The organism is Streptomyces sp. NPDC001393 (genome assembly GCF_053597455.1).
Window position 1 is genome coordinate 1 of the sequence record NZ_JBSFIH010000005.1, and the last position, 21180, is coordinate 21180.

21 protein-coding genes and 1 tRNA gene are annotated in these 21180 nt (G+C 70.9%); 9 read left to right on the forward strand and 13 right to left on the reverse strand.

Annotated features, from left to right (window positions below):
- A partial coding sequence (locus tag ACWC2T_RS08230; RefSeq protein ID WP_450669606.1) for a PASTA domain-containing protein occupies positions 1-1293 on the forward strand: 1293 nt, incomplete at its 5' end.
- A 126-nt stretch (positions 1294-1419) separates the two neighbouring features.
- Here ACWC2T_RS08230 and ACWC2T_RS08235 read toward each other — a convergent pair.
- The 6 genes from ACWC2T_RS08235 to ACWC2T_RS08260 form a co-directional block, all read right to left on the reverse strand.
- Positions 1420-2172, reverse strand: coding sequence for a class E sortase (locus ACWC2T_RS08235; RefSeq protein ID WP_450669607.1), 753 nt, complete (start codon positions 2170-2172; stop codon positions 1420-1422).
- Between the two features lie 106 nt (positions 2173-2278).
- Entirely contained in the window at positions 2279-3397 is a 1119-nt protein-coding gene (locus tag ACWC2T_RS08240; RefSeq protein WP_450669608.1) for a class E sortase, read from the reverse strand.
- A complete protein-coding gene (locus ACWC2T_RS08245) occupies positions 3394-4032 on the reverse strand; it encodes an aminodeoxychorismate/anthranilate synthase component II (RefSeq protein WP_351217310.1) in 639 nt (212 codons plus the stop codon). Before ACWC2T_RS08245 ends, ACWC2T_RS08240 begins: the two co-directional genes overlap by 4 nt.
- A complete protein-coding gene (locus ACWC2T_RS08250) occupies positions 4029-4190 on the reverse strand; it encodes a hypothetical protein (RefSeq protein WP_351217312.1) in 162 nt (53 codons plus the stop codon). The genes ACWC2T_RS08245 and ACWC2T_RS08250 overlap by 4 nt, the downstream gene beginning before the upstream one ends.
- 52 nt (positions 4191-4242) lie before the next feature.
- Positions 4243-4953 (reverse strand): class E sortase, encoded by a 711-nt coding sequence (locus tag ACWC2T_RS08255; protein WP_450669609.1) that lies wholly within the window; start codon positions 4951-4953, stop codon positions 4243-4245.
- A 47-nt stretch (positions 4954-5000) separates the two neighbouring features.
- Positions 5001-5789 carry a DUF881 domain-containing protein gene (locus ACWC2T_RS08260; RefSeq protein WP_450669610.1) on the reverse strand — a complete coding sequence of 263 codons (789 nt, stop codon included), beginning with the start codon at positions 5787-5789 and terminating at the stop codon, positions 5001-5003.
- A 154-nt stretch (positions 5790-5943) separates the two neighbouring features.
- Between ACWC2T_RS08260 and crgA the strand changes: the two genes are divergently transcribed.
- Positions 5944-6204, forward strand: a complete 261-nt coding sequence (gene crgA, locus ACWC2T_RS08265; protein ID WP_450669611.1) for a cell division protein CrgA — start codon at positions 5944-5946, stop codon at positions 6202-6204.
- A gap of 261 nt (positions 6205-6465) precedes the next feature.
- On the opposite strand, the gene ACWC2T_RS08270 is transcribed toward crgA, so the two are convergent.
- Both ACWC2T_RS08270 and ACWC2T_RS08275 read right to left on the reverse strand, forming a co-directional pair.
- Positions 6466-7359: a rhomboid family intramembrane serine protease gene (locus tag ACWC2T_RS08270; RefSeq protein WP_450669612.1), complete on the reverse strand. Its 894-nt coding sequence runs from the start codon at positions 7357-7359 to the stop codon at positions 6466-6468.
- Between the two features lie 158 nt (positions 7360-7517).
- Positions 7518-8048, reverse strand: coding sequence for a peptidylprolyl isomerase (locus ACWC2T_RS08275; RefSeq protein ID WP_450669613.1), 531 nt, complete (start codon positions 8046-8048; stop codon positions 7518-7520).
- 282 nt (positions 8049-8330) lie between these two features.
- Between ACWC2T_RS08275 and ACWC2T_RS08280 the strand changes: the two genes are divergently transcribed.
- Positions 8331-9053 carry a DUF5324 family protein gene (locus ACWC2T_RS08280; RefSeq protein ID WP_450669614.1) on the forward strand — a complete coding sequence of 241 codons (723 nt, stop codon included), beginning with the start codon at positions 8331-8333 and terminating at the stop codon, positions 9051-9053.
- A 194-nt stretch (positions 9054-9247) separates the two neighbouring features.
- Here ACWC2T_RS08280 and ACWC2T_RS08285 read toward each other — a convergent pair.
- A tRNA-Ala gene (locus ACWC2T_RS08285) sits at positions 9248-9320 on the reverse strand.
- Between the two features lie 186 nt (positions 9321-9506).
- On the opposite strand from ACWC2T_RS08285, the gene ACWC2T_RS08290 reads away from it, so the two are divergent.
- Positions 9507-10055, forward strand: a complete 549-nt coding sequence (locus ACWC2T_RS08290) for a helix-turn-helix domain-containing protein (RefSeq protein ID WP_351217327.1) — start codon at positions 9507-9509, stop codon at positions 10053-10055.
- 225 nt (positions 10056-10280) lie between these two features.
- Positions 10281-11699, forward strand: coding sequence for a protein kinase domain-containing protein (locus ACWC2T_RS08295; RefSeq protein ID WP_450669615.1), 1419 nt, complete (start codon positions 10281-10283; stop codon positions 11697-11699).
- On the opposite strand, the gene ACWC2T_RS08300 is transcribed toward ACWC2T_RS08295, so the two are convergent.
- Positions 11663-13072, reverse strand: coding sequence for a hypothetical protein (locus tag ACWC2T_RS08300; protein WP_450669616.1), 1410 nt, complete (start codon positions 13070-13072; stop codon positions 11663-11665). The genes ACWC2T_RS08295 and ACWC2T_RS08300 overlap by 37 nt on opposite strands.
- Positions 13073-13328: 256 nt before the next feature.
- The gene (locus tag ACWC2T_RS08305; protein ID WP_003999697.1) at positions 13329-13457 is read right to left on the reverse strand and encodes a DLW-39 family protein; all 129 of its coding nucleotides are present in this window, start codon (positions 13455-13457) and stop codon (positions 13329-13331) included.
- A 348-nt stretch (positions 13458-13805) separates the two neighbouring features.
- On the opposite strand from ACWC2T_RS08305, the gene ACWC2T_RS08310 reads away from it, so the two are divergent.
- Together ACWC2T_RS08310 and ACWC2T_RS08315 are read left to right on the forward strand one after the other, a co-directional pair.
- The gene (locus ACWC2T_RS08310; RefSeq protein ID WP_450669617.1) at positions 13806-14162 is read left to right on the forward strand and encodes a DUF6344 domain-containing protein; all 357 of its coding nucleotides are present in this window, start codon (positions 13806-13808) and stop codon (positions 14160-14162) included.
- Positions 14163-14349: 187 nt separating this feature from the next.
- A complete protein-coding gene (locus tag ACWC2T_RS08315) occupies positions 14350-15141 on the forward strand; it encodes a glycosyltransferase family 2 protein (protein WP_450669618.1) in 792 nt (263 codons plus the stop codon).
- A gap of 27 nt (positions 15142-15168) precedes the next feature.
- On the opposite strand, the gene ACWC2T_RS08320 is transcribed toward ACWC2T_RS08315, so the two are convergent.
- Both ACWC2T_RS08320 and ACWC2T_RS08325 read right to left on the reverse strand, forming a co-directional pair.
- Positions 15169-15357, reverse strand: coding sequence for a ferredoxin (locus ACWC2T_RS08320; RefSeq protein WP_450669619.1), 189 nt, complete (start codon positions 15355-15357; stop codon positions 15169-15171).
- 140 nt (positions 15358-15497) lie between these two features.
- Positions 15498-15980: a hypothetical protein gene (locus ACWC2T_RS08325; RefSeq protein WP_450669620.1), complete on the reverse strand. Its 483-nt coding sequence runs from the start codon at positions 15978-15980 to the stop codon at positions 15498-15500.
- Positions 15981-16317: 337 nt separating this feature from the next.
- Between ACWC2T_RS08325 and ACWC2T_RS08330 the strand changes: the two genes are divergently transcribed.
- Both ACWC2T_RS08330 and ACWC2T_RS08335 read left to right on the forward strand, forming a co-directional pair.
- Entirely contained in the window at positions 16318-16440 is a 123-nt protein-coding gene (locus ACWC2T_RS08330) for a hypothetical protein (protein WP_450669621.1), read from the forward strand.
- 464 nt (positions 16441-16904) lie between these two features.
- The gene (locus tag ACWC2T_RS08335; protein WP_450669622.1) at positions 16905-21008 is read left to right on the forward strand and encodes an nSTAND1 domain-containing NTPase; all 4104 of its coding nucleotides are present in this window, start codon (positions 16905-16907) and stop codon (positions 21006-21008) included.
- The last annotated feature ends 172 nt before the right edge of the window (positions 21009-21180 follow it).

A 21180-nucleotide genomic window follows, 5' to 3' on the forward strand; every position in this document is an offset into this window, starting at 1 on the left:
TTCGACCCCGAGATCACGCCCGAGATGGACGCGATCGTCCTGAAGGCGCTGGTCAAGGACCCGAACTACCGCTACCAGTCGGCCGACGAGATGCGCGCCGACATCGAGGCCTGCCTGGACGGCCAGCCGGTGGCGGCCACCGCCGCGATGGGCGCGGTGGGCTACGGCGGCTACCCCGACGACCAGCCGACGACGGCCCTGCGCCCGGACGCCGGCGCGGGGGCGACCAGCATGCTCCCGCCGATGAACCCGGACGACGGCGGCTACGGCTACGACGAGGGCCCCGGCCGCCGCGGCCGGGGCCAGCAGAAGAAGTCCAACACCTCCACGATCCTCCTGGTGGTCGCGGGCGTCCTGGTCCTGATCGGCGCCATTCTGATCGGGAAGTGGGTCGCCAGCGGCGGCAACACCGGCAACGGCCAGGTGCCGGTGCCGACGTTCGTCGGCCAGCCGTTGAGCACGGCCAGGAACATGGCCGACAACGTCGACCTGAAGGTGTCGGTCACCCGGAAGACCTGCGACGACCAGCCCAAGGGCAATGTCTGCTCGCAGGACCCCGCGAAGGACACCAAGGTCGACAAGGGCAGCACCGTCAACCTGGTGGTTTCGACGGGCGCGCCCAAGGTCCAGGTACCGGACGTCCGTGGCATCCAGTTCGACCAGGCCCAGTCCCAGCTGACGGACAAGGGCTTCAAGGTCGAGGAGAAGACCCAGGTGTCGGACCGGCCGGCCGGAGTGGTCATCGACCAGGATCCGAAGGGCGGCTCGAACCAGCAGAAGGGCACCGTGATCACGCTCACGGTCGCCAAGGCGGAGGACAAGGTCACCGTCCCCAGCGATGTCGTCGGCAAGTCCTGCGACGACGCGAAGGCCGAGCTGACGCAGCTGGGTCTGGCGCCGACCTGCACCGACGTACCCGTGACCGACCCCACCCAGGACGGCAAGGTGCAGAGCACCAACCCGGCCGCGGGCCAGCAGGTCGCCAAGAACACGCCGATCGCGATCAGTGTGGGCAAGGCCCAGAACACCGGCCAGGTCCAGGTCCCCGGCATCCAGGGCCAGAAGCTCAAGGACGCCAAGGCGATGCTCCAGCAGGCCGGTCTGCAGGTCGGCAACATCCAGGGCTCCCAGGACGACAACGCGATCGTCTTCGCCTCGAACCCGACCCCGGGCACGCCGGTCCAACAGGGCACCCCGGTCAACCTGATCACCGTGGGCCAGGGTGGCAACGGTGGAAACGGCGGCAATGGCGGTAACGGCGGCACCAACCTCTTCGGAGGCGTGGGCGGCTGACACCTCCACCGACAGAAGGGTCCGCCCGGGAACCGGAGTTCCGGGCGGACCCTTCTGTTCTCCGGACGGATTACGACCAGGGAGACGTGGGGTTCCGGGACGGCGTCGGCCGTCCCGGAGCAGCGGTCACAGCAGCTCCTTCGGCAGCGTCCGCTTGCTGTCCACCTTCTCCACCCGGACCAGCTCGCCCCACACCACGTACCGGTACTCCGAGGTGTACACGGGTGTGCACGTCGTCAGGGTGATGTAGTGGCCCGGCTTCTTCCTGCCGGACTCCTTCGGGACCTGGTCGATGACCTTGACGTTGTACTTCGAGGTCTCCGGGAGGATCGAGAAGACCTTGTAGACGTACCAGTCGTCCCGCGTCTCGAAGACGATCGGGTCGCCCTTCTTCACCTTGTCGATGTTGTGGAACTTCGCGCCGTGCCCGTCCCGGTGCGCGGCGAGGGTGAAGTTGCCGTCCTTGCCGGTCATGGGGAGCGCTGCCCTGACCGGATCCGTGTAGTAGCCGGCCACGCCGTCGTTGAGGACGTCCGTGCTCGTGCCCTTCTTGACCAGGACCACGCCGTTCTTCATGGACGGAACGTGCAGGAAGCCGATGCCGTCCTTGGTGTCCAGCGCGCCCGGAGCGGAGCTGGTCGCGTGAGCCCATTGCCGGCGGACCTTGTCGGCCTCCTTGTCCGCCTTGCGGTCCGCTATCACGTTCGTCCACCACAGGGAGTAGACGACGAAGAGGGCGAGCAACAGGCCTGCGGTGATCAGGAGTTCACCGAGGACGCTGACCGCCGCCGCGATCCGGCCGGGACGCCGGCCGCGCCGGGCCCGACGTGTGTCGGACGCGTCCGTGTGTTCTTCGGTGTCGTCGGCGGTCGCTGCCACAGTTTCCTCTGCCCCTACTCGCTTCAGCCCTGCTCGCTTCAGCCCTGCTCGCTTCAGCCCTGCTCGCTTCAGCCCTGCTCGCTTCAGCCCTGCTGATGCTGATGCCCTACTCGATCAGCGCGTCCGGCTTGCCCTTGCTGCGCGGGCGTTCCTCGACCATCTTGCCCCAGACGACCAGCCGGTACTTGCTGGTGAACTCCGGCGTGCAGGTGGTGAGGGTGATGTAGCGGCCGGGCTGGGTGAAGCCCGAGCCCTTCGGGACGGGGTCCAGCACGCTCGTGTTGGACGGCGAGGTCACCGGCAGCGTCGAGGTCACCTTGTACACGAAGTACGTGTCCTGCGTCTCGACCACGACCGCGTCACCGGGCTTGAGCTTGTTGATGTACCGGAACGGTTCGCCGTGCGTGTTGCGGTGGGCGGCGAGACCGAAGTTGCCGGTCTTGGCATCGGGCATCGCCGTCTTCAGCGGGGGCTCGCCGTAATGCCCGACCATGCCCTTGTCGAGGACCTTCTCCTTGCTGACGCCCTCCGCTATCGGCGCGACCACGTCCAGCTTGGGGATGTGCAGGATGGCGAAGCCCTGCCCCGGCTCGAAGACCCCCGGGTTGCGCTTGCCGCTCGCCCAGTCGTTCTGGAGCTGATGCGTTTCGCTGCCCGCCTGCGCGTGGGCACGGATGTTGGTCCACCACAGCTGGTAGGTGACGAACAGCAGCATCAGCACGCCGGTGGTGATGAACACCTCACCGATCGCCCGGCTCGCGATGACGCCCGGGCTCGGCTTGCGCAACCGCGCCTGCCGCCGTGCCTCCACCCGGGACAGCGGCCGGCCGGGCTCCGCGTTCTCTGCCGTCTGAGCGGATGCCGCCTCCCGTCCGGCGCCATGACGCCCGCCACGGCGCTTGGCGGCCTTTCTGCGGGCCGCACGGCCGCCGACCGCACCAGGAGTGGCGGATGAGCCTGACGGGGCCCCAGAGGCGCCGCGGTGCCCCCTCTCTAGGCCCGGCGACGGCTCGGGGATCCGCAGCGCCATGGTCTCGTCGTCCGGGACGAGCGGATACGGCCGACCGTACGACTCCTCGTGATTCTCATGCTCCTCGTACGGCTGCCCGTACGGACCTCGGGGCACCGCGCCCGCCGCGCCCCAGTCCCCAAGCGCACCGGAAGCCTCGTACGACTGATCCCCGTACGAGGCATCGGTCTCGCGCTCCGGGCGCAGCGCGGTCACGCCGTGGCCCTGCCCACCACCGGGGCCAGCCCCGTCGACCTCGCCACGGCGCCCTCGTCGCCGCACTCCACCAGCCAGTTGGCCAGCATCCGGTGCCCGTGCTCGGTCAACACCGACTCGGGGTGGAACTGGACGCCCTCGACGGGCAGTTCACGGTGCCTCAGGCCCATGATGATGCCGTCATGGGTGCGCGCGGTCACCTCCAGCTCGGCCGGGACCGTCGCGGGCTCGGCGGCCAGCGAGTGGTATCGGGTCGCCGTGAAGGGCGAGGGCAGGCCCGCGAAGACGCCCTTGCCCTCGTGCTCCACCAGCGAGGTCTTGCCGTGCAGCAGCTCCGGCGCCCGGTCCACCACACCGCCGTACGCCACCTGCATCGACTGCATGCCCAAGCACACCCCGAACACCGGCACGCCGGTGGACGCGCAGTGGCGGACCATGTCCACGCACACGCCCGCCTCCTCCGGCGTTCCCGGCCCGGGCGAGAGCAGCACCCCGTCGAACCCGTCCTGGGCATGCGCCGTCGACACCTCGTCGTTGCGCAGCACCTCGCACTCGGCACCCAGCTGATAGAGGTACTGGACGAGGTTGAAGACGAAGCTGTCGTAGTTGTCGACGACGAGAATCCGCGCACTCACTGGTTGTCCACCGTCACATCGTTGAAGGGCAGCAGCGGTTCGGCCCACGGGAAGACGTACTGGAAGAGGACGTAGATCACGGCCAGGACCAGGACGAGGGAGATCAGCGCCTTCACCCACGCGTTTCCCGGCAGATGCCGCCAGATCCAGCCGTACATGCCGTTCCTTCCGTATCCCCACGGCACCTGACTCACGCCGTACGCCACCAGACTAACGGCGCAGAGCCTTCGGTTCGCCTGCCTCCACAGACTGTGTGGAGTCCAGGTGCGCCCAGACGATCAGCCGGTGGCTGTGCCCCCATTCCGGATCGCACGTGGTCAGCGTCAGATACCGGCCCGGACGCGCATACCCCGACTTACGTGGCACAGGGTCGATCACCTCAACGTCCGTCGGCACCGTTTTGTAGGGCCCTTTGTCGATCCGATACGTGAACCAGGTCGTCCCGTCCGTGAGGACGACGGCGTCCCCGGGCCGCAGCTTCGGGAAGTCCAGGAACGGGTCGCCGTAGGTGCGCCGGTGACCGGCGACCGCGAAGTTGCCCACCTGGCCGAGCTGCGCGGTCCCCTGGTAGTGGGCGAGCCCCTTCGCCAGCACGTCCCGGCCGGTGCCTTCCAGGACCGGCTTGTTCCACGTGAAACCGAGCCGTGGGATGTACATGATCGCGAAGGCCTTGCCGTAGTGGTACGGCTCCGGTTTCGTCGCGGAGACCGTCTGCTCGCCCGGGACCGACGTCTGCCCGCCGGACGACGCCGTCGGCTGCAGCCTCCCCTGCGACCACTGCCGGTGCAGCTGGTCGATCTGGTCGTTCATGGCGCCGTCGGCCCGCACCCCCGTCCAGAACAGCACATAGGCGACGAAGAGCACGATCAGAGTGCCGACGGTGATGCACAGCTCGCTGACGGTCCGGACGATCACGCGCACCGGCGCCTCCGTGGCGGATGGCTGGCGGACGGCTGACGGATGGCTGGTTACTGCACGGGCTTCGCGTAGTGCAGATCCACTGTGCCCGAGTAGCCCGGAAGAGTCACCGTCCCGTCGTCGGTCACTTTCCAGCCGAGGCCGTAGACGTTGACGTACACCATGTACGTCTGGATCGCCTTGCTGGCCGCGAGCGCCTGCTGCAGCTTGTCCGGATCACCGACCGCCGTGATCTTGTACGGCGGTGAGTAGACCCGGCCCTGGAGGATCAGCGTGTTGCCGACGCAGCGCACCGCGCTGGTGGAGATCAGCCGCTGGTCCATGACCTGGATGCCCTGGGCGCCGCCCTGCCACAGCGCGTTCACCACGGCCTGCAGGTCCTGCTGGTGGATGACCAGGTAGTCGGGCTGCGGCTCGGGGTAGCCCGGAAGCTTGGCGGTGGCGTTGGGCGGGGCGTCGTTGAGAGTGACGGTGATGGCGTGGCCGGTGAGCTGCTGGGTGCCGGCGCTCTTCTCCAGCCCGCTGAGCCTGCGGTCCTGCGCCTTGCTGCTGCCGTCGTCGCTCTCGGCGAGGGCCTCCACGCTCCCGCGCAGCGCCGCGTTGGACTCGTCCAGCCCCTTGTTCTTGCGGCTGCGCTGCTGGATCAGGTCGGACAACTTCAGCAGGGAGCCGTCCTGACGGATGTCGGTGCCCTTGGCCGTGTTGAAGCTGGTGAAGAAGATCAGTCCCGCGAGGGCGAAGACGGCCGCCGTGAGGATCCGCGCGGGGCGGACACGCAGGCCGCGGCCAGGGCCGGAGCCCGTTGATTGTGTCCCGGGGGAGTCGGCAGAATTGCTCAACGTACCCTTATCTCCTTCGGCGCCACGGAAGCACTACGCTAACGGACGCCCGGGGGAGCACACAGAGTCGCCATGTTGGCCGCTTGTACGCTGCCCCCGAGCCCCGAACCGGTTACCTGCGCGGCCACGCAGCGCATCGACAGGAGAGACCCTCGTGCCGAAGTCACGTATCCGCAAGAAGGCCGACTACACGCCGCCGCCGGCGAAGCAGGCGCAGGCGCAGGCGATCAAGCTGAACAGCCGCGGCTGGGTCGCGCCTGTCATGCTGGCCATGTTCATCATCGGCCTGGCCTGGATCGTCGTCTTCTATGTGACCGACGGCTCGCTGCCCATCAATGCGCTGGACAACTGGAACATCGTGGTCGGCTTCGGCTTCATCGCCGCCGGCTTCGCCGTCTCCACCCAGTGGAAGTAGCGGCGGAAATAGCTCTGCCCACGGCTGTCCGCTGAGTTATCCACAGGCCAGGGATGCTGTCCACAGTCTCCCTGGGGAAAAGAAACTACGATCTGTGGATAACTCATCGGGCATTGACGCCGGTGTGACTGGCCTACCGGCCCCCGCACTTCTGTTCGCCCCCTGTCCGACCTGCGGAAACGCATCCGAGCGACAGGGGGCACAGCTGTGCCCGCACACCGTGCACAAGATCCGACACGCCCTGTGGACAACGGTTCGGTATCAGGTGAGCTGAGCGGTCCTGACCAGCGTGAGCACCACCACGACAGCCAGTACGACGGCACAGGCGCCGTACTGGACCAGCGTCCGCCGCCGGCGCGGGGCATGGACCATCGCATAGCCGACGGCGACACCGGCGACCAGCCCGCCGATGTGGGCCTCCCAGGCGATGTGCATGGCCGGGGTGAAGGTGATGATCAGGTTGATCACCAGCAGGGCGACGAGCGGGCGCAGGTCGTAGTTGAGCCGGCGCATCAGCACGCCGGTCGCGCCGAAGAGGCCGAAGATCGCTCCGGAGGCGCCGAGGGACTGCTGGCTGGGGTCGGCGATCAGATAGGTGAGCGCGCTGCCCGCCAGGCCCGAGACGAAGTACAGCGCGAGGTAGCGGGCGCGGCCGAGGGCTGCTTCCAGGGGGCCGCCGATCCACCACAGGCTGAGCATGTTGAACAGGATGTGGGCGTAGCCGCCGTGCAGGAACATCGCGGTCAGCAGGCGGTAGTACTGCCCCTCGGCGACGCCCTCGACCGGGCCGAACAGGGAGAACTGGGCCCGGCCGATCAGTTCGAAGTGGTCGGTGAAGCTGTTGCCCACGGCCATCTGCACCAGGTACACGGCGAGGTTGACGCCGATCAGCACCTTGGTGAGCAGCCGCGGGTCGGCCGTGACCGTGCCGCCGGCGATCGTGCGCGGCCGGGACGCGGTCGGTGCGTGTCCGGTGCCGCTGCCGCCGCGCACGCATTCGGGGCACTGGAAGCCGACCGAGGCGCTGACCATGCACTCGGGGCAGATGGGGCGCTCGCAGCGGGTGCAGCGCACACCGGTCTCACGGTCCGGGTGCCGGTAGCACACGGGCACGCGGTGGGCGGCGTTCTGCGTGCTGCCTTCGGCGTGGTCCATCGGTTCCCCTTGCTCCTCGTGGGACTGCCCCGGCAATGCCCCGCCCCGCTCATCCTTGGTACGGACGAGCGGGGCGTTTGGTTCCCTGCGGGACGTTCGGGTGTGTCGCTGTGGGACGTTCCGGTGCCGTCCTGCGGGTGCTCCGGGAAGCGGTGGGCTCAGCCCTCGCGCTTCTCGACGACGACCGACTCGATCTTGACGTCGTTGACCGGGCGGTCGTTGCGGCCGGTGGGCACGGCGGCGATGGCGTCGACCACCTTCTGGCTGGCCGGGTCGGTGACCTCGCCGAAGATGGTGTGCTTGCGGTTCAGCCACGTCGTCGGGGCGACGGTGATGAAGAACTGCGAGCCGTTGGTGCCCGGGCCGGCGTTGGCCATGGCCAGCAGGTACGGCTTGTTGAAGGACAGGTCCGGGTGGAACTCGTCCCCGAACTTGTAGCCGGGGCCGCCGATGCCGCTGCCCAGCGGGTCGCCGCCCTGGATCATGAAGCCGCTGATGACACGGTGGAAGATCGTGCCGTTGTAGAGCGGCTTCCTGCTCTTCTCACCCGTGCCGGGGTGGGTCCACTCGCGCTCGCCCTGCGCCAGCTCGACGAAGTTCTTGACCGTTTCCGGCGCGTGGTTCGGGAAAAGCTTGACCTCGATGTCGCCGTGGTTGGTCTTCAGGGTGGCGTAAAGCTGCTCGGCCACGATCTGCCTTCCGTTGTCTTCCTGTGACTCCCCGATCCTCGCACGGTCGGGCTCGTACGTCGCCCGGCGGCCACGAGTTCCGCCCGGAAGGCAGCGCTCGGCAGCGATTCGTGGCAGTGTCGACGGCAGGATCGGGTTGCCCGGGATTCACCCGGAATCGCGCCGAAGCGAGCAATGGGCACCCATATGCCCGCCCTCGCATGCCGCGCGCACCGTTGGCAGGCATGATCCGTAAAAGGGTGGAAAGTCGAAATACCGTACGCCACCGAGGAGGAGGAACCCGTGACCCGCATCGACAGCGTGCGCGCCGCGACCGGCTCGGCGAAGGACAGCGTGCTGCACGCCGCGGAAGTGGTGGCGCCCTACGCCGACACGGCCAAGGAGCGTGCCGCGCTCTACGCGCAGGAGGCACGCGTACGGCTGGCGCCCGTGGTGTCGCAGGCCGCCGAACAGGCCCGCGTGCAGTACGACGCCCGGCTCGCCCCGCGTCTGGAGCAGGCTCGTGCGCATGTGCCGCCGAAGGTGGACCTGGCGGCGCAGGAGGCCGCCGTCCGCGCCCGTAAGGCTGCCCGGCAGGCCGCCGAATACTCGCGTCAGGCCGCCGAGTACTCACGTCCGAGGATCGAGCAGGCCGTGGCCGCGACCGCTCCGGTCCGCGAGGAGGCCGCCGCGCGCGGCGCTGCCGCCCTGGCCGCATTGCGTGGTCAGGTCTCGGCGGAGGACATCCAGAAGCTGGCCCGCCGGAACGAGCGCCGGTGCCGGGCCGGCCGGGCTGTGAAGACGCTGGCCCTGCTCACCGTGCTGGCCGGTGGTGCCGTCGCGGCCTGGAAGTGGTGGGACAAGCAGGCCAACCCCGACTGGCTGGTCGAGCCGCCGGCCGCGACGGAGGTACCGGAGTCGGGCGGCCGGCTCGGCTCGGTGGACGGCAGCGGCACCTCGGCCCTGGACCCCGAGGTCCAGGCGAAGCAGGCGGAGGAGGACGCCGCAGACCAGGACGACCAGTAGCAGCGCCTCCGGAGCACCGGACACGATCACCTACCGCCGGTCGTCACATGGGCCGTGGGCAGGTCGAGTTGACACTCGCCGCCCACGGCCCGTTTCACGTGAAACCGCACCCGGACGATGGGCACAGGCGGCGGCCTGCGCACGAAAAATGCCTCCCGAACCTGTGTTCTCGCAGGTCAGGAGGCATTTCGGGGTGGAGCCTAGGGGAGTCGAACCCCTGACATCCGCCATGCAAAGACGGCGCTCTACCAACTGAGCTAAGGCCCCGGGAAGCAGCGTCCGGCCGGAAAAGTCGCGTTCCGGTGGGCGCCGCAGACCAGAGTACCGGGTCACCCCCGGTATCCCGCAAAAAGATTGGGGGTCCCCGTGAATGACCACGCTCCGTAAGATGCTCGACGTGGTTCGCTACAGCGAACCGCGCGGTTTTTCAGGGGAAAGCGATGGGGAGACGCAATGGACGCCGCACAGCAGGAAGCCACCGCCAGAGCGCGGGAGCTGCAGCGGAACTGGTACGGGGAGCCGTTGGGGGCGCTCTTCCGTAAGCTCATCGACGATCTCGGGCTCAACCAGGCCCGTCTCGCGGCGGTCCTGGGGCTGTCCGCTCCGATGCTCTCGCAGCTGATGAGCGGCCAGCGCGCGAAGATCGGCAATCCTGCTGTGGTGCAGCGGGTGCAGCTGCTGCAGGAGCTGGCGGCGCAGGTCGCGGACGGCAGTGTGAGCGCCGCCGAGGCGACCGAGCGCATGGACGAGATCAAGAAGTCTCAGGGGGGCTCTGTGCTCAACAACACCACCCAGACCACGAGCGGTTCGGGGGCGCCGACGGTCAAGCGGGTGGTCCGCGAGATCCAGTCGTTGCTGCGCTCGGTGGCGGCCGCGGGCGACATCATCGACGCCGCGGACAGCCTCGCGCCGAGCCATCCCGAGCTGGCGGAGTTCCTCCGCGTCTACGGCGCCGGCCGCACCTCCGACGCCGTCGCGCACTACCAGTCCCACCAGAACTAGGACCCACGGCCCGGTCCGCGGAGGGGGGGTCCGGGGCCGGGCCGGGGCCGAGTCCGGTGAGGGGCGGCTGAGCGCGGGATGCCGGTCTGCGGAGGGAGACCGATCCATGAGCGTGGGCGGGGTGGTATCGCTCGTCACGGGGGAGTCGGTATGAACCGGGGGAGCGGGGAAACAAGGGGGGCAGGGGGGACCGGCGCGGGTTCCGGGGAGGAGCGATGGGCTGCCATGGGTGAGGTGTTCGCCGGCCGGTACGAGCTGGCCGACCCGATCGGACGCGGGGGCGTGGGCGCGGTATGGCGTGCCTGGGACCATCGCCGACGGCGCTATGTGGCGGCCAAGGTGCTCCAGCAGCGTGACGCCCACTCCCTGCTGCGCTTCGTGCGGGAGCAGGCCCTGCGGATCGACCACCCCCATGTCCTCGCCCCGGCCAGCTGGGCCGCCGACGACGACAAGGTGCTCTTCACCATGGACCTGGTGGCCGGCGGCTCCCTGGTCCATCTCGTCGGCGACTACGGCCCGCTGCCTCCGGCATTCGTGTGCACCCTGCTCGACCAGCTCCTGTCCGGTCTCGCCGCCGTGCATGCCGAGGACGTCATCCACCGGGACATCAAGCCCGCCAACGTCCTCCTCGAGGCGACCGGGACCGGGCGGCCACGGCTGCGGCTGTCCGACTTCGGCATCGCCATGCGGCTCGGCGAGCCCCGCCTGACGGAGACCAACCTCGTGGTGGGCACGCCCGGCTATCTCGCCCCCGAGCAGATGCTCGGTGCCGAACCCGACTTTCCCGCCGACCTGTTCGCCGTGGGCCTGGTCGCACTGTATCTCCTCGAAGGCGCCAAGCCTGACGCCAAGGCGCTCGTGCAGCACTTCATGGAGAACGGGACGCCCGGGCCGCCCAAGGGCATCCCGGAACCGCTGTGGCAGGTCGTGGCCACCCTGCTCCAGCCCGACCCGGCCGCGCGTTTCCGCACCGCCACGGGTGCGCGCAAGGCGCTCGCCTCGGCGGCGGAACTCCTGCCGGAGCCCGAGCCCGACGACGAGCTGATCGAGATCTTCGACCAACTCGGCCCGCTTCCGGACGGGTTCGGCCCCGACGGCCCCCTCAGGAAGGCTTCCGGAGTCGCCCTGGAACCGGCCGACGACACGGGCGCCGACGCGGGCACCGGCTCGCTCTCGGACACCGGCAGCTTCCGTCTGCCGCCGCCCCAGGACCCCTCACCCGTCCAACAACTCCAGCCCCCCTCTCTTCCTTCTCACTCCCCTCAACTCCCCCTCCACGAGCCGTACATCGGCTCCCAGAGCGACAGCCCGCACACTCCCCGAGTTCCGCCCGCTCCCGGAGTTCCGCTCGCTCCCCAAGCCCTGCACACTCCCCGAACTCCGCACACCGCCTGGAGCTCCGTGCCCTCCCCCGGCGCGATGGCGGGGCCTCGTGTCGATGCCTCCACTGCTTCGTACACCGCTCAGGACGCGCAGGTTCCCCTTCCCGCTCAGCCGATCGCGAGCGTGCCCGCGCACGGGCGCGGAGCCCGCCGGGCCAGGCGGAATCGGCGGCCCGGGCCACCGGCCAAGGTCGCGATCCCGATCCTGCTGCTGGCGCTGGCCTGCTACGCCGTGGGCTTCTGGGCGTTGACCCGCGTCTGAACCCCCTGAACCCCCTGAACCCCCTGGGCCCGCTGGGTCCGGCGCGCGGTCACCGTCCAGCCGGCGAGCACCAGCAGCAGCACGGTGCCCAGGCCGATCCCGCCGATCGCGACCAGCCTCATCACGGGGTCGTCCCCGGCGGCGGTGTTCCCGGTGAGGGCCGCGTCCCGGTCCTGCTCCGTGACCGTGAACACCTCCCCGGGCACGGGCCGCCCGGCGTACTCCGGTCCGGCGTGCGCCCGCCCGGCCACCCGGACCCTCAGGGTCACCCGGAAGGGCCCCCGCCCGAACGTGCCGGCCATCTGCTCGCTGAGATGCAGCACCAGGTAGTAGTCGCCGGCGAAGCGGACGGAGGTCACCCCGGCCAGAACGGCGTAGCGGTTGGCGTACTCCACCGGCGGGAGCGGGTCGAGCACGGCGGGGCTCGGCGTGCCGGTGTAGCCGAGGCCGGTGTCCTCGACGTAGCCGCGGACGGGGTTGTAGACGGAGAGGTTCAGGGCACCGCCGACATAGCCGTGACCGGCGGCGCCGCCCAGTTCGGCGGAGGCGTGGAGCTGTCGGCCCCAGTCGACCGGCACCTTGTAGAACCGCGTCTCGCCGGGCACGAGGGACGTCTGCCAGACGCCTTGGCCCAGCGGGCTCGCGGAGGCGAACCCGGCGCCGCCGGGCCGGTCGCGGGGCTCACCGGTGAGCGGCTCGGGGGTGGCGGAGTCCCAGGCCTGCGGCGCGGAGGTGGCCCCGGCCCGCGCCGTACGCGGTTCGGTGACGGGTGCGATCTCCAGGTCCCAGCGCGGTGCCGGGGCGGCCGTACCGGCGCCCTGGTCGTCGAGGCGTCGGACGACCACGTAGTACGCCCCCCGGCCCTGGCACAGCGCCTTGCCGGTCTCCCGCTGCCCCAGCGCGGTGACCGGACGCGGGCTGTGCCCGGCGCCGAAGCGGGCGCCCGCGAAGGAGCAGGGCGTTCCGGTGGCGTCCTGGACCGACACGCTGATGCCGTCGGTGGCGGAGACGGTGGCGTTCGGCGGGGGTACGGCGGTGACGGGGACGTAGGCCGTGTCGCCGGCCCCGAGTTCGAGCCGGTAGTAGAGCGTGCCGTTTTTCGCAAGGGTGCTGCGGTAGGTGCGGCCCGCGTCCAGTCGTGGGGCCGTCGCGGCCTCGGTCGCGCCCGCGACGGTTCTGGCGCCGGGCGTGAAGGCGTACGACTGCGGCGACCCGTTCTCGGCGGCGGTCGCGTTCCCGTACGCGGCCGCCGTACCCCCCGGCAGGACGAGCAGCGCGCACAACCCGGACAGCAGGGCCGTCCGCAGGGCGCCGGTGACCGCCCGGGGCCCCTGGCACCGCCACCACGGCGTGCGCCGCCCTCGCTCCCGCACGTGCCGCCCTCCCCAGTCGTACACGTGCCCGCCCTCCCCAGTCGTACCGGACCGGGCTCCATCCTGCCCCGTACGGCCGTGCGCCATCCGGGCAACGTGGACGGCCGTCCGAAACGCACGGCAACGCCCGGTGGGGCACGGCCCGGCGTCTACAGCACCCCGCGAGCCCCCGCAACACACGGACGGAACCGCGGGCAACACAAAGCCCCGACCGCGAAGGACGGTCGGGGCCTGGTTCAGATTCTGGTATCGGCACTCACGAACCCGTGGGCACGGAGTCAGTCGCCTCCGTCCACAGATCCTGCTCGGCGCGATCCGCCTGGATCTGGCGGTACACGAGGAGCCCGCCGATGGCGGCCAGTGCGACCAGGAGCAGCTTCTTCACCGCGCGACCTCGTCTTTCCTTGACGTAGGGGACCTCTGGCGCCCGACTATACACACCGACCGATATCGATCGGTGATCTGCGTCCGGCCCCAACTCCCGCCTCCGGCAGCGCAATAGGCCAGGTCGGGCGCCATTCCGATCGGAGGGTGATCACACCTCCACGGACGGTTACTTTGCTCCCCCTTCGCTCACCCTCACCAGGTTTTGGGGTTTTCCGGCCCTCTTGCGGCCATCCGGGTGGTGTTCATCGGAACATCGACGCGCCACGGGCGTCGGTCCACCACTTCGCGAGCCGCATACACATCATGAACAAAGTACGCAAATCGCCCAACCCGAAAGTGAGGGGCCATGACCCAGAACAAGGTCATGAAGCTGTGGACCGCCATCGTCACCGCATTCCTCGCGCTGTGCACCGCGCTCGGACTCGTCACCACCACGGCCGCCACGACCGCGGCGGCCGCACCCAGGAACGAGGGCTCGAGCACCGGCACCGCACACCGGACCATCCCGACGGTCCCGACGATCCCGGCACCACGTCACTGGTCACGATCCCATGCCAGTGCCCTGCCCCCCACGATGAAGCAGCGGATCCGGGCCGAGGCCCACGGAAAGTCCCCCAGCTGCCGCCACCGCCCCCTCACCGAAACCCAGACGGACAGCGCGACCACCCCCGAAGGGCCCTCGACGGCCAGGCTCGACTGCTGAGCCCCGTCCCCACGCAGTACCGCAACGTCTCGACAACACGGCGACTTGCGTACGCAACAGTCGACACGGAAGACCCCCGGCCGGGTACGGCCGGGGGTCTCGCGCTTTCTCACCTGGAACCATGACCGGCGGACCGATCACGCGTCCAACGATCCCGGACCATGCGTCCAACGATCCCGGAAAGGTGGTGAGCGCTGCCGTGACCCGGCTCGTCACCGTTGTCACCGCTGTCCACGGCCCCTCTGCACGCTTCCTGCCGGACGCCTACGCGTCCCTGTGCGAGCAGCGGCTCCCCGGCGACTGGGAGTGGGAGTGGGTGATCCAGCAGGACGGTACGACGGACGAGGTCCGCCCGTACGTCCCGGACGACACGCGCGTGAGCTTCGGCCGGGGCCGGCCGGGCGGGCCCGGAGTCGCCCGCACCATCGCGCTGGCCCGCGCCGGGGGCGCGTACGTGAAGGTCCTGGACGCCGACGACCTGCTCACGCCGGGCGCGCTGGCCCGCGACGTGGCCGTGCTGGAGGAGCACCGCAGCGTCGGCTGGACGACCTCCCGGGCCCTCGACCTGCTGCCGGACGGCTCGACGGTGGGCTTCCCGGGCGATCCGGACGACGGCCCGCTCGAACGCGGTGTCGTGCTCGATCACTGGAAGCGGAACGACTTCCGCGCACCGGTCCATCCGGCGACCCTGTGCGTCCGGCGCGAGCTGCTCATCGCGCTCGGCGGCTGGATGGCCCTGCCCGCGTCCGAGGACACGGGCCTGCTGCTGGCGCTGGACGCGGTGAGCCGCGGCTGGTTCTCGGCGGAGGACGGCCTGCTGTACCGCAAGTGGGAGGGCCAGGTCACGGGCCAGGCGTCCCATGTCGACCCCGTCGAGCGCACGGCCCGGATGGCGATCGCCGAGGCTCGCGCCCGCGCCTTGGCCGACTTCAGGTGGTCCTATCCGGCCGGGCCCGCCGGCACGTCGTCCACCACGTGAGCCACTCCATGCGTGCGTAGGGGTTGTCTACTCCGTGAGCACGATCGCCTGCGAGGGGCACTTCTCGGCCGCCTCCTGGACCTGCGGGTCGTCGGCGGCCCCCTCACGGCCGGGCCGTACGACGCCGTAGCCGTCCTCGAACGCGAACACGGCCGGCGCCCGGTGCGCACACTCGGCAGAGCCATAGCAGAGGGAGCGGTCGACGGAGACCTTCATGCGTCCTCCAGTCCTGGACGGCGGCTTCCTGGACGTCACTTCCCGGCGAACCGCCCGCCGAACCGGCCCTGTTCGCGCCACCGCCCGCCGAACGATCCCCTTCCCGCCATCGCCCGCTCGCCGCACCGGTCCCGCTCGCGCTACCGCCCCCCGCCCGCGACCGAGAGCCAGTGGGCCACCCGGCGGACCGTGGGCTCGTCGAGCAGGTCGGCCATCGTCCGCACCGCCTTGCCGTCCTCGGCGCTCAGGTCGTACAGGCCCGCCTTGCTCAGGCCGGCCATGAGCACCTGGTGCCGGCGGTCCGTCATGCGTTCCGCCAGCTTGGCCGGTTCGCCGGCGCCGGGCGCGGGCCGGTCGGCCGAGGTGGCCGGGGCGGGCGCGGACGCCCTGCCGGCCGGCGCGTCGAAGAGGTGCCAGCCGCCGTCCTTGGGCCCCCACAACGCGACCGTCACCTCCTCGCCGCGCGCCCGCACGGTCTGGGTCATGTCTCCGACGGCGTACAGCACGGGAGCCCGGTCGGGGGACTCGGCGCCCACCGTCCAGGAGTCGTGTGCGGGCTGGTGGAACATCGCGACCCAGCGCGGAACACCGGGAGGCCGCGGGCACGGGGGACGCTTGTGCATGACACTCACCCCTTCGGGAACGGGACGCTCACCTTCGGGAACAGTCGCCGACGGGAGACCATATCTGACGTACCGTCAGATATCCAGGCCGCCTGGAACAGGAGGGGAGGCCGAGGATGAGCGGACGGGAAGAAGCGGCGCCCGGAGCGGTCGCGCAGGAGGCCGAGGCGCTGCGCAGGCTCCACGGGGCCCCGCGCACAGCGCCTACGACCGTGCGGTCGCCGCGTGCCGGTATGCCGGTGTCGGCCAGGACGCGGCCGAGGTCGTCCCAAGGAACCCCGTCGACCGTGCCGCCCATGCGCTGCGCCTGTCGGCCGAGTCGCTCGCCGCGCTCACCGTGTCCGCCCCCGACCCCGCCGCGGACGCCCGCTGCGCCCGCAACGCCGCCGCCACCGCGGCACTGGCTGCGCAGGTGGCCGCGGCGCGGGACGGAGCCGTCACCACAGCCTCGCCCACATGATCCGCGACCGGCACCGCCTCCGCCGCCGCCCTGCGCGCGGCACTGGCAACATCCCAGGCCGCCACCCTCGCGGCCGACCGGCGCACGCCATGTGAGCGATGTTTCACGTGAAACGTCACCAGGCCCACCCATGCCCCGGCCCGTCCGGCACCGGTCCCTCCCCTCGTGGGGACCGGTGCCGGACGGTGCGAGGTATCGACCTGTGCCGCGTCGGCTCGGCACGGGTCGAAGAAGGGAGCCGATTCAGAGGGCCGACCTTCGATCGAAGTTGGCCGAGATCCTTCGATGCTCAGGGCTGTCTGTCCGAGCACGGGGCCGTGGCCTGTTCGGACAGTGTGTGACGGATCCGCTACCGGGTCCGGATCCTGCCATCTGTTGCCCACGGCGAGGAGACCGTGACCTCCGGTCCGCCGCTTATCCGCAGGTCAGCCGTATAGGGTGGGTTTTCCGGTCCGGACATCGAGATGCGGGGGGAAGTAAGGGGTGGGACCTTGAGTTCCGACTCAGGGGCACGCACAGCTTTCGCCGAGCGCCTTGCGCTGCTGTACAAGGAGGCTGGAAACCCTCCCCTCAAGAGCGTCGCCGAGGCGGTCGTACGGCTGCAGCGGGTCGACGAGCGCGGGCGGCCCGTGCGGGTGTCCGCGCAGCGGATCAGCGACTGGCGCCGGGCCAGGAACGTGCCGGCCCAGTTCACCGCCCTCGCGGCGGTGCTGCACATCCTGATCCCGGAGGCACGGCGGCTGCGGACCGCTCCGGTCTCCACAGGCCTGTACGACCTCGCACACTGGCAGCGGCTGTGGGAGCGCGCGCTGGCCGACCCGGTGGGCGACCGGCCCCCGCCGCCCGCCGAGGAGAACCGGCAGCCTCCCGCCCAGGCCCCGTCCGTCACCGGAGGCGTCTGCCCCTACCGGGGGCTCGCCCCCTACCGGCAGGAGGACGCCCGGTGGTTCTTCGGCCGCGAACGGAGCACCAGCGCGCTCATCACCCAGCTCCGCGCCGCCGAGCGAACCGGGGGCCTGGTGATGCTGGTCGGCGCCTCGGGAGCGGGGAAGTCCTCCCTGCTGAACGCCGGCCTGGTCCCCGCCGTACGCGGCGGCGCGTTGCGCGACGGGCCCGGCACCGGCATACCGCGCACGAGCGCCGCACCCCAGGCTCCCGAGGAAGCCGCCGCCGACTGCGTCCTGCACCTCGTCCCCGGTACCGACCCCCTCGGTGAGCTGGTTCGCCGTATCCCCGATCTCAGCACCGTCGCCGCCGCCGCGCGCCGAGCCGAACAGGAGGCCACGGAGGATCCGGCGGTTCCCGGCTCCGACTCCCCCGGGGTGGCCCGAGCGGCCCGCGAGGCCGTGTCCGCGTGGGCCCACCGCGAGACGGCCGGCCGTTGCCGCCCTGTCGTCGTCGTGGACCAGTTCGAGGAAGCCTTCACCCTCTGCTCCGACGAAGCGGACCGGCGTACGTTCATCCAGCTCCTGCACGCCGCCTGCACCCCGACCGTCGGCTCGGGCGAGCCCGCCCCGGTGCTCGTCGTCCTCGGCATCCGCGCCGACTTCTACGAGCAGTGCCTCGGCTACCCCGAACTCGCCGACGCCCTCCAGCACCGGCACATGGTGCTCGGCCCGCTGACCGGCACCGAGCTGCGCGAGGCGGTGACCGGTCCGGCCAAGGCGGTGGGCCTGGAGCTGGAACCGGGGCTCGCCGAGCTGATCGTCCGCGAGGTCAGTGCCGACGGGCCGCGCGGGGCACACGACGCGGGTGTGCTCCCGCTGCTCTCGCACGCCCTGCTCGCCACCTGGCAGCGCCGCAAGGCCGGACGGCTGACGCTGGCCGGCTATCGCGCGGCTGGCGGGATCCAGGGGGCGGTCGCGGCGACCGCCGAGCGCGCCTGGTCGGGGCTGGACCCCGCGGCCCGTACGGCAGCCCGGCTGCTCCTGCTGCGCCTCGTCCGGCTGGGCGAGGACACTCAGGCCACCCGGCGGCGCGGCACCCGTCGACAGCTGGCGGAGGAGTCGGCGGACCCCGGCAAGACGGAGGAGTCCCTGGAGGCCCTCGTACGGGCCCGGCTGGTGACGCTGGACGCGGACACCGTGGAGATCACCCATGAGGCGCTGCTGCACGCCTGGCCCCGGCTGCGGCACTGGATCGACGACGACCGGGGCGACCAGCTGCTGCGCCAGCGGCTGGAGGAGGACGGCCGGGCCTGGGAGGACTCGGACCGGGACAGCTCGCTGCTCTACCGGGGCTCCCGGCTGGACCAGGCGCGCACCTGGGCACGGTCGGCCGGAGACACGTATCTGACCCGCAGCGCGGTGGAGTTCCTGGCCGCGGCGGTACGGCTGCGCAAGCGCACGGTGTGGCTCAGCCGGGCCGCGGTGGCGGCGCTGGTCGTGCTGGCCCTGGTCGCGGGCGGCTCGGCGGTGATCGCCTGGCAGCAGCGGGACGACGCCGTCTTCGAGCAGGTGCTCGCCGAGGCCGACCGGGTCCAGCGCACGGATCCGTCCCTGGCCGCCCAGCTCGACCTGGTCGCCCACCATCTGCGCCCGGACGACGAGGGCACGTACAGCAGACTGCTCTCGATCGTGAACGCGCCGCTGGCCACCCCCCTGTCCGGCCACACCGGTGCCGTCTACCTCACGTCCTTCAGCCCCGACGGCAGAACACTGGCCACCGCCAGCTACGACCGGACCGTCCGGCTGTGGAACGTGGCCGACCCGCGCCGGCCCAAACCGCTCGGCACACCTCTGACCGGCCACACCAGCTGGGTGAGCAGCGCCGTCTTCAGCCCGGACGGACACACCCTCGCCAGCGCCGGCGACGACGGGACGGTCCGGCTGTGGGACGTCACCGACCCCGCCCACCCGAAGCCGCTCGGCACGCCGCTCGCCGGCCACCGGGGCACGATCTACCTGATCGCCTTCAGCCCCGACGGACGCACCCTGGCCTCGGCCGGCGAAGATCACACGGTACGGCTGTGGAACGTGGCCGACCCGCGCCGCCCGAGTGCCCTCGGCGCCCTGCGCGGGCACAGCGCCGCGGTGCGCGGGCTCGCGTTCAGTCCCGACGGGCACACCCTCGCGGCGGGCGGTGACGACGACACGATCCTGCTGTGGAACCTGGCCGACCCGCGCCATCCGAAGCCGTACCGCACCGCGCTGAAGGGCCACACGGACCTCGTGCACTCGGTGGCGTTCAGCCCGGACGGGCACACCCTCGCCTCCGGCAGCGCGGACGACACGATCCGGCTGTGGAACGTCACCGACCCCGCCCACCCGTCCCCGCTCGGCTCACCGCTGGCCGGGCACACCGGGCCGATCTGGTCGGTGGCCTTCAGCCCGGACGGCAGCAGGCTCGCCGCCGCGAGCGCGGACAGCACGGCGAGCCTGTGGAACGTCAGCGACCCCTCGTCCCCTTCACAGGTCGGGGAGCCCCTCGCGGGCAGCAGCGGGGAGATGTACGCCCTGGGGTTCAGCCCCGACGGGCGGACCCTCGCCACCGGCAGCGGCGACAGCAAGGTGCGTCTGTGGTCGCTGCCGACCTCGGACATCGTCGGCCGCACCGGCGCGTTCCGGCCGGACGGACGGGTGCTGGGCACGGCGGCGCGGGACGGCAGGCTCCGGCTGTGGAACGTGACGCGGCCCGACCGGCCGGTGCTGCTGAGCAAGCCGTTCATGCGGGGGGACGCCGGCCATCGTTCGCTGCGGTTCTCCCCCGACGGCCGCGTCCTCGCCGTCCTCACCTACGACCACACGGTGTATCTGTGGAACGTCGGCGATCCCTCCCACCCGGTCGTCGCCGGCTCGCCCATCGCCCTGCGGACGCGCTTCGCGGGGCCGGCCACGCTCGCCTTCAGCCCGGACGGCCGCACCCTGGCCACCGCCTACGACGACACCACCATCCAGCTGTGGGACATCACCGACCCCGCGCACCCCACCGCGCTCGGCAAGCCGCTGACGGGCCACCGGGGCTACGTCAACGCGATCACCTTCAGCCCCGACGGGCGGACCCTCGCCTCCGGCAGCGCGGACAGCACGGTCCGCCTCTGGAACGTCGCCGACCCGGCCCGGCCGACCGCGCTCGGCCGGCTCACGGACCACTCGGGACCGGTCAACGCGATCGCGTTCAGTCCGGACGGGCATGTTCTGGCCAGCGGCAGCGACGACGACACGGTCCGGCTGTGGAACGTCACCGACCCCGCCTCGGCAACAGCGCTCGGCGCGCCGCTCACCGGGCACACCGAGGCGGTCAAGCTGCTGACGTTCAGCCCGGACGGGCATGTTCTGGCCAGCGGCGGCAACGACGACACGGTCCGGCTGTGGGACGTCGGCGACCCCGCCTCGGCGACCCCCATCGGCCAGTCGATGAGCCCCAATGCCAGGTCCGGCACCTTCCTGTCGTTCAGCCGGAGCAACGTCCTCGGGCTCTCCAGCGGCACGGACACGGTCCGCCTGTGGAGCCTGGACCCCGCCGCGGCGATCGATCACATCTGCTCGGTCACCCGCGGCGTACTGAGCCCGCAGAAGTGGCACGAGTACCTGCCCCGTCTCTCCTACGACCCTCCGTGCGGTCACTGATCGGCCAACCTGACTTATTCCCGACCGACTTGCCCCCACAAGGCGCCCAGGCTTGTTACCCTTGGCCACAGCCCGATCGCTGGTGCATCCCCCGTCGCCAGCGGTCGGGCCTTTTCATGCCCGCCACTCGCTGACACCCCGCACACGAAGAAGACCCCCGATCCATCCGGAC

Excerpts from the sequence above, each read along its gene's own strand:
- ACWC2T_RS08335 (WP_450669622.1), top strand. The coding sequence starts at position 16,905 with ATGCGGGGGGAAGTAAGGGGTGGGACCTTGAGTTCCGACTCAGGGGCA.
- ACWC2T_RS08320 (WP_450669619.1), bottom strand. The coding sequence starts at position 15,357 with ATGAAGGTCTCCGTCGACCGCTCCCTCTGCTATGGCTCTGCCGAGTGT.
- ACWC2T_RS08295 (WP_450669615.1), top strand. The coding sequence starts at position 10,281 with ATGGGTGAGGTGTTCGCCGGCCGGTACGAGCTGGCCGACCCGATCGGA.
- ACWC2T_RS08250 (WP_351217312.1), bottom strand. The coding sequence starts at position 4,190 with ATGTACGGCTGGATCTGGCGGCATCTGCCGGGAAACGCGTGGGTGAAG.
- ACWC2T_RS08270 (WP_450669612.1), bottom strand. The coding sequence starts at position 7,359 with ATGGACCACGCCGAAGGCAGCACGCAGAACGCCGCCCACCGCGTGCCC.
- ACWC2T_RS08310 (WP_450669617.1), top strand. The coding sequence starts at position 13,806 with ATGACCCAGAACAAGGTCATGAAGCTGTGGACCGCCATCGTCACCGCA.
- ACWC2T_RS08325 (WP_450669620.1), bottom strand. The coding sequence starts at position 15,980 with ATGCACAAGCGTCCCCCGTGCCCGCGGCCTCCCGGTGTTCCGCGCTGG.
- ACWC2T_RS08290 (WP_351217327.1), top strand. The coding sequence starts at position 9,507 with ATGGACGCCGCACAGCAGGAAGCCACCGCCAGAGCGCGGGAGCTGCAG.